We start from the raw sequence: 9,913 nt of genomic DNA on the forward strand, positions 1-9,913 counted from the left end.
GGTTGCGATGTGGGACACACTGGAGCCGTGCACCAGGACAGCCTTGAGGCCGCGCTGCCGGTGGGGGAGGACCCGCACCGCCACGCCCGGCTGCTCGCCCGGGTGCACGACGCGGCGCTGGCCGGTGAGCGCCCGCCCGCTCGTCCGCGCCCGGTGATCGACGCCTCCTGGCAGCGGATGCTCTCGCGCGGAATCGATCCGGAGCGCGGCTGTGCCGGGCGACCCCTGCAACCCGAGGAACTGGGCGAACGCCGTCGCGAGACGGCACTGGCCGAGGTGCTGCCGCTGCTGCGCGGCAAGCTGGCCGGGGTCGCCGAGCAGACCGCGAACATCATGGTCGTCACCGACGCCGACGGCCGGGTGCTGTGGCGCGACGGCAGCACCGCCGTGCGCCGCAACGCCGACGCCCTCGGCTTCGTCGAGGGAATGAGCTGGGGCGAGGAGACGGTCGGCACCAACGCCATCGGAACCGCGCTGGTCACCCGGCTTCCGGTGCAGGTGTACTCCGCCGAGCACTACGTGCGCTCGCACCACGCCTGGACCTGCTCGAGCGCGCCGATGCACGACCCCAGGAGCGGGCGCCTGCTCGGTGCGCTCGACCTTTCCGGGCCCGCCGCCACCGTTAGCCCGACGACGCTCGCGCTGGTGCACACCGTTGCCCAACTGGCGGAGTCGCAGCTGCACGCAGCGCACACCGCCGAGCTGGAACGGCTGCGCGCCGCGGCCGCGCCCATGCTGTCCCGGGTGGGCGGGCGCGCGGTGGTGACCGATGGGCACGGGTGGGTCGCCGCCTCCTGCGGCGTGGTGCCGATGAACCACGTGGCCCTGCCGGCCGGTTGCGCGGCCGGACGCGCGTGGCTGCCCGCCTTCGGCGACTGCGCGATCGAACCGGTGCAGGGCGGCTGGCTGGTGCGGCTGCTCGACGACGAACCGGTCGTCGAGGCGCGCACCCGCGTGCTGCTGGACCTGCGCTCATCGCGGCAGGCGTTCCTCGAGGTCACCTCGCCGTCGGGCAGCTGGAGCCACCCGCTGAGCCCCCGGCACGCCGAGCTGCTGTACCTGCTGGCGGTGCACCCCGACGGGCGGACCGCGGCTCAGCTGGCCGCCGAGGTGTTCGCCGACCCCGCGCGAACCGTGACGGCGCGCGCGGAGATGTCGCGGTTGCGGCGCCACCTCGGCGGCCTGCTCAACCGCAGGCCCTACCGCTTCAGCGGCAACGTCGAGGTCGACGTGCTGCGCCCGCCGGATCCGGACTCGCTGCTGCCGCACTCCATCGCACCGGTGGTGCGCGGCCGCTGAGGCGGCGATGCAACCCCCTGCAACCCGTGCGCGCCCGCCCGCGGTCTGGCTTCATGGCAGATGGCATGTGATCGCGGCCACTGCAGTGCCGCGCCCCTGGGCAACGACGCCCGAGCAGGAGGTAGTCCGTGAGCCAGACCGTGGAACACAGCGCGACTCGAGTCCGCGTGGAGCACTGGATCTCCGAGTTCTCCGAGGCCATCGCCGCCCGCGACGCCGATCGCGTGGTGTCGCTGTTCGGCGAGGACAGCTACTGGCGCGACCTCATCGCGCTCACCTGGAACCTCAAGACGTTCGAGGGTCGCGAGGAGATCGCGGCGATGCTGCGCGCCACCCTCGACAACGCCGATCCCGGAAACTTCACCGTCCTGGGCGAGCCCACCGAGACCGACGGCGTCACCGAGGCCTGGTTGTCCTTCGAGACCGCGGTCGGACGCGGCACCGCGCACCTGCGGCTCGTCGACGATCGCGCGTGGACGCTGCTGACCGCGCTCGACGAGCTCAAGGGCCACGAGGAGCCGAGCAACCACCGCAGGCCGCTGGGCGCCGAGCACGGTGCCAACCCCGATCGCGTGACCTGGCGCGAGCAGCGCGAGACCGAGCTCAACGAGCTCGGCCACACCCGTCAGCCCGAGGTCGTCATCGTCGGCGGCGGACAGGGCGGCATCGCGCTCGGCGCGCGGCTGCGCCAGCTCGGCGTGCCAACGATCATCGTCGAGCGCAACGAGCGCCCCGGGGACTCCTGGCGCAACCGGTACAAGTCGCTGGCCCTGCACGACCCGGTCTGGTACGACCACCTGCCCTACATCAAGTTCCCGGACAACTGGCCGGTTTTCGCGCCGAAGGACAAGATCGGCGACTGGCTGGAGATGTACACCAAGGTCATGGAGCTCAACTACTGGGGCTCGACGACCGCGCTCAGCGCCAAGTACGAGGAGACCGACGGGCAGTGGGAGCTCGTGGTCGATCACGCGGGCGAGCAGCGCACGCTGCGACCGCGCCAGCTGGTGATGGCCCTCGGTGTGTCCGGCAAGCCCAACGTGCCGGTCTTCCCCGGCCAGGAGCGCTTCCGGGGCGAGCAGCACCACTCCTCGCAGCACCCCGGCCCGGACGCCTACACCGGCAAGAAGACCGTGGTCATCGGATCGAACAACTCGGCGCACGACATCTGCGCCGCGCTGTGGGAGCACGGCGCGGACGTGACCATGGTGCAGCGATCCTCCACGCACGTGGTGCGCTCGCAATCGCTGCTCGAGCACAACATCGGCCCGCTGTACTCCGAGGAGGCGGTGGCCTCGGGCATCGACACCTGGACCGCGGACCTGACCTTCGCCTCCATCCCGTACCGGATCCTCAACGAGTTCCAGAAGCCCAGCTTCGACGTGATCCGCGAGCAGGACGCCGAGTTCTACGAGCGGCTGGAGCGGGCCGGTTTCCTGCTGGACTTCGGCGAGGACGAATCCGGGCTGTTCATGAAGTACCTGCGCCGCGGCTCCGGCTACTACATCGACGTGGGCGCCTCCGAGCTCATCGCCAACGGAGACGTCGCGCTCGCCCGCGGCGAGGTCGCCGAGCTCACCGAAACCGAGGTAGTGCTCACCGACGGAACCCGGCTGGAAGCCGATCTCGTCGTCTACGCAACGGGTTTCGGCTCGATGAACCGACTGGCCGCCGACATCGTCGGCCAGGAGGTCGCCGACAAGGTCGGCAAGGTCTGGGGCTTGGGCTCGAACACCACCAAGGACCCGGGCCCGTGGGAGGGGGAACCGCGCAACATGTGGAAACCCACCCAGCAGCAGGCGCTGTGGTTCCACGGCGGCAACCTGCACCAGTCGCGGCACTACTCGCTCTACCTGGCGCTGCAGCTCAAGGCCCGCGCCGAAGGCATCCCGACCCCGGTGTACGGCCTGCAGGAGGCCCACCACACCTCCTGAGCACCCGCGGTCGGACCGGCCCGCGCGGCCGGTCCGACCGCGGGCCGTCGTAGGCCGGGCCGATTCCGGTTCACCGGGCCGTCCGCCGGACCGAACACCTGCCGCCGGATCCGGGCGGGCAGAAGCGGGGTGAGCGGGCCGGTGGAGAGCGGGCGCGGGCGAGTTCGCCACCGATGTGTCCGCGTCGTGACCGCATGAGTGTTTTCGGATGGCCTTCGCGCCGTTATGGTCCGACCATGTCCAGTGAGCAGGCCACCAACGTCGGAGAACCACCGGAGAACTGGCGCGAACGCTTGCGCCAGATCGGACCGGGGATCATGGCCGCTGCCACCGGTGTTGGCGCGGGAGATCTCGTCGCGACCATGGTGGCCGGTTCCAAGTTCGGCTACGCGCTGCTGTGGGCCGTCATCCTCGGCGCGGTGTTCAAGCTCGCGCTCGGCGAGGCGGTCGGCCGGTGGCACCTGGCCTCGGGTAAGACGATCCTGTCCGGCTGGCGGATGCTCGGCGAGTGGGCGCTGTGGTACTTCGGCATCTACGCCGTGGTGTGGGGATTCAGCTACGGCGCGACCGCGATGTCGGCCTCCGGCCTGCCGCTGAACGCGCTGTTCCCCGGCCTGTCGGTGCGCTACTGGGGGATCCTGTGCGGACTCGCGGGCTTCCTGCTCGTGTGGTTCGGCCGCTACGCGGTGCTGGAGAAGGTCATCACCGTCCTGGTCGGCGTCATGTTCGTGACCGTGGTCGGCACCGCGGTCCTGGTGACCCCGCAGCTCGGCGACCTGTTCACCGGCTTCGTGCCGCAGCTGCCGGACGATTCGCTGGCCTACATGCTGGGTCTGGTCGGCGGCGTCGGCGGCACCATCACGATGGCCGCCTACGGCTACTGGACGCTGGCCAAGGGCTGGCGCGGGCCGCGATGGCTGCCGATGATGCGCATGGACAACGCCGTGGGCTACGTGACCACCGGCCTGTTCGTGATCGCCATGCTGGTGGTCGGCGCCGAGCTGCTGATCGGGCACAACGTGGTCGACGACGACGAGGGCCTGCTGATCCTCGGCGACACGCTCGCGGCCGACTACGGGCAATGGGCCAGGATCCCGTTCCTGGTCGGCTTCTTCGCCGTGTCCTTCTCCTCGGTGATCGGCGTGTGGAACGGCGTGAGCCTGCTGTTCGCGGACTGGTGGCGCACCGTGCGGCTGCCCAAGGACGCCGACGACTCCGTCGAGTCTTACGGCCGCGATGCCGGCTGGCACAGCCCCGCCTTCCGCGCCTACCTGGTGTGGCTGACGTTCCCGCCGATGGCACTGCTGTTCCTGGACAAGCCGTTCATGCTCACGGTGACCTACGGCGTGCTCGGCTCGCTGTTCATGCCGTTCCTGGCCGCAACGCTGCTGCTGCTGCTCAACTCCAACCGCGTCGCGGGCAGGGGACGATCCGGCTGGTTGTCGAACTTCTTCCTCGGGCTGTGCCTGGTGCTGTTCGTCTACGTCGCCTACGACCAGCTGTTCGGCCTGTTCAGCTGACCCGGCGCGCTCGCGCTGCGGTGATCTAGTGCTTCGTCAGGCAATGTTGGGTAGGTAATCGGGCCTGCGGAACTCGGAGTCGGGGACGAAGCGGCGTTTGGGGTGAGCGTGTCGGTTGGTCCAGCGGATGTAGGCGGCGATCGCGGCTTGTTGTGCCTGGTGGGAGGGGTAGTCGCTGCCGCCGGGGGAAGTACCGCAGGGCGGTGAACTCGCACTCGATCCAGTTCAGCCACGAGGCGTCGGTGGGAGTGAACACCACCTCGGTCCCGTTGGCTCGGCACCACGCTTGGACCTGGTCTTTCTCGTGGGACCCGTAGTTTGTCCAGATCAGGTGGAGCTTGCCGGTGGGGAACCGAACTCGGAGTTGTTCGCAGAAGCCGAGGAACTCGCGCCAGCACTTGCGGTCGCGGAACCGGTAGAACATCTGCCCGCTGGGAAGGGCCAGGGCGGCGAACATGTGCCGGATGCCGCCGGTGCGGTTGAACGTCGCCCGCAACCCGCCCGGGCTGCCCAGTGGGGAACCAGCCGTGTCCTGGGCGGGGTTGCAGGTTAAGCGGGCCGAACTCGTCGACACAGAACACCCGACCATCCCCGGGTGGATGATCATAGAGATCGAGGGTCCGGGCCATCTTGGTGGTGAGTTCCGGGTCCCGGCTGGCTTCCCAGGTTTCGTGGCCTGCCACTGGACACCGGCCTCACGCAAGATCTCGCGGACAACCTCAGTGCTGATGAGGATTTGCTTGGCCTCTCCGAGGTAGTCGGCCGGCTTGGACAGGCTCCACGTCGTGAATGGCAGCCCCAGCCTCTGGGGTGGGGCTTTCGCTGTATGACAGGTGATCGCGCGGGTGGTCGGCACGAACTTAGCCGGGCGGCAGCCCCTCAATTTTCGGCCCAGCGACGGAAATCCCCGTTCGTTGAACGCCCGGATGATCTCCCGCGCGTGCTGCGGCGAGGCGGCGGACATCGCTGCGGTGTCCGCCGCGGACCGGCCCCGCATCGAGGCGAGCACGATCCCCGCCGCCGTAACCGGACCCGGTCCTTCGCGGCCCTGGTGATCTTGACCGAACGCTGGGCCTCCGCGGGCTCTAACTCCCGTACGAACGCCTCGGGCCGACGTGCCACCCCCCACACCACCTCCAGCAGCAGCCTTCACAGCGCCACCAGCGAGGTCAAGCCGACGGAGTGACAACATCAACGTTGCCTGACGAAGCACTGCAGCAGCCTGATGTTCCTGGTTCGGGCGAGATCCTCTGGTGACCTGATGCGCAGCGAACGCCTGGTGAAGGAGAAGCTCCCTGCGCCTGTCCGAGTCGGTGCTCACGCTGCGGCCCCGCAAGCTGGCTCCTGGATCAGCACGGCCGAGCCACCGGCGAGGTGGTACTGCCCGTTCCCTCGGTCGCGGCTGAGCCGCGCATCGGCGGTTGCCTGACGCCGAGCACCGCCGGGCTACCGCTGGAATGGCGGTTCGGCGAGGTAGGCGCGGAATTGACCGGGTGGGATCGGCGGGGAGAAGAGGTAGCCCTGGTAGGCGTCGACGGCGACGGCGCGCAGCAGGTGGTGCTGGGTGGTGTTCTCGACGCCCTCGGCGATGCAGAAGCGGCCCAGCGTGCGGCCGAGCTCGGTGATGGCGCGGGCGATGCCCAGGTCGTCGGGGTCGACCCCCACGCCGGAGACGAACCTGCGGTCCAGCTTGATGATCTGGGTGGGCATCTCCTTGATCCGGGCGAGCGAGGAGTACCCCGTGCCGAAGTCGTCGACGGCGAACTGCACGCCATCATCGACCAGCATCATCATGCGCTCCCGGGATTCCGCGTCGAGCCGGGCGAGCACCGATTCCACCAGCTCCAGCACCACGCGGCCCGGATCGATGCCCGCCTCCTTGATGGCGTCGCGCACGACGCGCACGAAATCCGGTTGCTCCGGCAGCAACCCGGCCAGGTTGATCGAGACCCGCACGGGTTTGCCACTAGGCGACTGCCATCCGACAGCCTCGCGCAGCGCGTTGCGCAGCACGCAGCCGTCCAGCTCGGCGAGCATGCCACCGCCGCGCGCGACTTCCAGCACGACCTCCGGGGACAGCGGACCGAGCTCCGGGTGCTGCCAGCGCAGCAGGACCTCGGCGATGATCACCGAGCCGTCGTTGTCGATCACCGGCTGGTAGTGCAGGTCGATCCGGTCCTGGCCGATGGCCTCGCGCAGGTGCTCCTCGAGCGCCAGCTGATCGCGCTTGGCCTCGTCCGGGCGAGCGTTGCCGATCGCGGTGTTGAGCTGCCCGTGCCCCCGCACGCGATCCTCGTTCATCGCGACCTCGGCCGAGCGCAGCAGGTCGATGGTGCTGGTGTCGGCACAGGTGACCAACGCCGACCCGGCCGATGCCGAGAGCCGCACATGCCGCGCCTCCAGCGGCACCTCCATCTGGAAGAGCCCCGCGATTTCGCGGGTCAGCGCGGCCAAGTCGGCCTCACCGTGGAGGTCGGTGCAGATGATGGCGAACTCGTCGCCGTAGAACCGGGCCGGTTCGCAGTTGAGCGGGAGCTCGACTTGCAGGCGCTTGGCGACCGCGGCGAGCAACCGGTCGCCGGCCTCGTGGCCGAGGGCATCGTTGACCCGCTTGAAGTTGTTGAGGTCGCAGAACACGACGCCGATTTCACCGGGCTGCACGGACGCCAGCCGGGACATCCGTTCCTCGAAGCCGCGCCGGTTGAGCAGCCCGGTCAGTTCGTCGTGGGTGGCCTGGTGGCGCAGCGTCTCGGCGTGCCGCAGCTGCTCGCTCACGTCGTGGAAGATCACCAGCCAGGACCGGCTGCCGTCGTCGCGCACCGAGGCCGCGCTGTAGATCTGGCAGCTCACCGGGCTGCCATCGGAATGCCGCAGCACGCGGTGCGGAATCGGTTGCTGCACGGTGGAAACCGGGGTTCCGGAGATCAGATCGCCACCGGTGTCGGTCTCGTGCAGCACATCGGATCCGGCCACCTCGCGCAGTTCGGGCAAGCGGTAGCCGAGCAGGTCGCACAGCGCGCCGTTGGCCTCCAGGATCCTGCCGGAATCGTCGAGCAGGCCGATCGCCGAGGGCGCGAGCTCGAAGAGGTCGGTAAAGCGACGCGCGGTGCGCTCGCGGCGCGCGTCTGCCGCGGTCTCGTTGCGGACCACCTTGACGAACCCGTCCAGCAACCCACCGGGGGTCCGCTGCACGGTCATCACCACGTGCGCCCAGTACCAGCTGCCGTCCTTGCGCACCCGCCAGCCGCGGTCGATGAAGAAGCCGTCCTCGGCCGCCCGTTCCAGCACCCATTCGGGGTAACGGCTGGCGACCTGGTCACGAGGGTAGAACAGGGAGTTGTGCCGACCGATTACCTCTCCGCTGGAGTAGCCCTCGAGCCGCGCGGCACCGGTGTTCCAGCTGGCGACCCGGCCTTCGGCATCCAGCGGGTAGATCGCGTAGTCGCGCATGTCCTCAGCGGCCAGGATCTTCTCCGCACCCGCCTGCACCGCCCACGGCTCGCGCTGCTCGAACGACCTCAGGTGGTGATCCATCAGCAATCCCCTGACCGGCCTGGACCTCAGTCGCGCGGATCAACGCCAAGCGCTGACCCGACGACCACGGACTTCATTTACAAGAATGCCTCGTCATCAGCACGAACAACCGTGCCCAAAGGCCCGAAAACAAGCGATCGCACTCCTTCGGGATACCAACTCGTTCGACCCGAATTACCCACCGAACCGACCGTGCTCCGGCGGCGGGGTGCGGTCACAGGTCCGGGCCGAGCTGCCGGTTCTGCTGGAACCGATCGCGTGCCTTCTCGAGGTCGACGATCGGTGCCGGATAACCGAGCCTGCGCAGCTCCCCCGGCCCGAGCTTCCAGGGCTGGTGCAGATCGCGCGGGTCATCGAGACCGGCGAGTTCGGGCACCCAGCGGCGCACGTAATCACCGGTGGGGTCGTAGCGCTCGGCTTGCCGCAGCGGGTTGAGGACGCGGTTCGGGCGGGTGTCGGTGCCGGTGCCGGCCACCCACTGCCAGTTCATCTGGTTGTTGGCGACGTCGCCATCGAGCAGGTGGCGCTGGAAGTGCGCCGCACCGGCACGCCAGTCCAGGTAGAGCGTCTTGGTCAGGAAGCTGCCGGTGACCAGCCGGGCGCGGTTGTGCATCCAGCCCTCGGCGGCCAGCTGGCGCATTCCGGCGTCGACGACCGGGATACCGGTCTGGCCCTCCTGCCACGCCTGTAGCGCTTGCGGATCGTCGCGCCAGGCGTCCCCGCGCGTCCGGTAGTCGTCGTGGGCCGACTTCGGACGGGCCGCCAGCACCTGGAAGTGGAAGTCCCGCCAGGCCAGCTGACGGACGAAGGCATCGGCGCCGTCGGTGTGCCGCGTCCCGGCTTCGGAGACGAGTTCGAGCGCGGACAAGCACCCGAAGTGCAAGTAGGGCGACAGCCGGGAAGTCCCGCGCTCGGCGGCGAGATCGTCGTGACGGGTGTGGTAGCGGTCGACCTCGTCGCTGAGCCAGCGGTGCGCCCGGCGACGGGCTTCGGTTTCCCCACCGGGCATCCCCGACTCGCTTCCCGCTGCCACCGCGGCCTCCGGCTCCGGAACCGCGGGAGGCAGTCGCAGGCGGCGGGGCGCGGACGCGATCTTCCGGCGGAAGGCGCCCACCCAGCGGCGGTGGTACGGGGTGAAGACCGCGAAGTGGTCGTTGCCCTGCGGCGTGACCGCGCCCGCGGCCAGCACGGTGTGCACCGCGTCGTGTACCACGAGCTCGCAACGGCGGGTGGTCAGCGCCTCGGCGAGGCGCCGCTGCCGCCGTTCGGCGAAATCAGATGCGTCGGCGGCGATGTGCACCGCTGCGGCGTCGACCTCGTGCGCGAGCCGGGCCACCTCGGTGGCCAGGTCGCCCGCACGCCGGATGAGCGCGGCACCGCGCTCGCGCAGCCGCGCGTCGAGGTCCGCGAGGCACTCGTCGAGGAACCGCCTGCGGCGCCCGGTGGCGAACCCGGTCGCCACCAGGGCCTCGTCGTGCACGAACAGCGGCAGGATGTAGTCGGCCGCCGCCGCTGCGGCGAGCACCGGGTTGTCGTGCACTCGCAGGTCACGGGTGAACACGACGATCGAGGTCGTGGACATCGGTGGAAGACTCCGGAGGGACGGGGGGACGCTGCGGCGCGCCT

6 protein-coding genes are annotated in these 9,913 nt (G+C 69.7%); 3 read left to right on the forward strand and 3 right to left on the reverse strand.

The window, feature by feature from the left end:
- Window positions 1–27 precede the first annotated feature (27 nt).
- The 3 genes from ABD289_RS08945 to ABD289_RS08955 all read left to right on the forward strand — a co-directional run bounded on the left by ABD289_RS08945 (window position 28) and on the right by ABD289_RS08955 (window position 4,753).
- Complete coding sequence (locus ABD289_RS08945) at window positions 28–1,299, forward strand: helix-turn-helix domain-containing protein (RefSeq protein WP_344128688.1); 1,272 nt, start codon at window positions 28–30, stop codon at window positions 1,297–1,299.
- Between the two features lie 128 nt (window positions 1,300–1,427).
- The gene (locus tag ABD289_RS08950; protein ID WP_344128690.1) at window positions 1,428–3,233 is read left to right on the forward strand and encodes an NAD(P)/FAD-dependent oxidoreductase; all 1,806 of its coding nucleotides are present in this window, start codon (window positions 1,428–1,430) and stop codon (window positions 3,231–3,233) included.
- Window positions 3,234–3,469: 236 nt separating this feature from the next.
- On the forward strand, window positions 3,470–4,753 hold the full coding sequence (locus ABD289_RS08955) for an Nramp family divalent metal transporter (RefSeq protein WP_344128692.1): 1,284 nt from the start codon (window positions 3,470–3,472) through the stop codon (window positions 4,751–4,753).
- A 25-nt stretch (window positions 4,754–4,778) separates the two neighbouring features.
- Here the strand turns inward: ABD289_RS08955 and ABD289_RS08960 are convergent, their stop codons facing one another.
- The 3 genes from ABD289_RS08960 to ABD289_RS08970 all read right to left on the reverse strand — a co-directional run bounded on the left by ABD289_RS08960 (window position 4,779) and on the right by ABD289_RS08970 (window position 9,869).
- Complete coding sequence (locus tag ABD289_RS08960; RefSeq protein WP_344129191.1) at window positions 4,779–5,945, reverse strand: transposase; 1,167 nt, start codon at window positions 5,943–5,945, stop codon at window positions 4,779–4,781.
- A gap of 254 nt (window positions 5,946–6,199) precedes the next feature.
- On the reverse strand, window positions 6,200–8,287 hold the full coding sequence (locus ABD289_RS08965) for a putative bifunctional diguanylate cyclase/phosphodiesterase (RefSeq protein WP_344128694.1): 2,088 nt from the start codon (window positions 8,285–8,287) through the stop codon (window positions 6,200–6,202).
- 214 nt (window positions 8,288–8,501) lie between these two features.
- A complete protein-coding gene (locus ABD289_RS08970) occupies window positions 8,502–9,869 on the reverse strand; it encodes a cryptochrome/photolyase family protein (RefSeq protein ID WP_344128696.1) in 1,368 nt (455 codons plus the stop codon).
- Between the last annotated feature and the right edge of the window lie 44 nt (window positions 9,870–9,913).

The organism is Saccharopolyspora halophila (assembly GCF_039531955.1).
Taxonomy (GTDB): domain Bacteria; phylum Actinomycetota; class Actinomycetes; order Mycobacteriales; family Pseudonocardiaceae; genus Saccharopolyspora; species Saccharopolyspora halophila.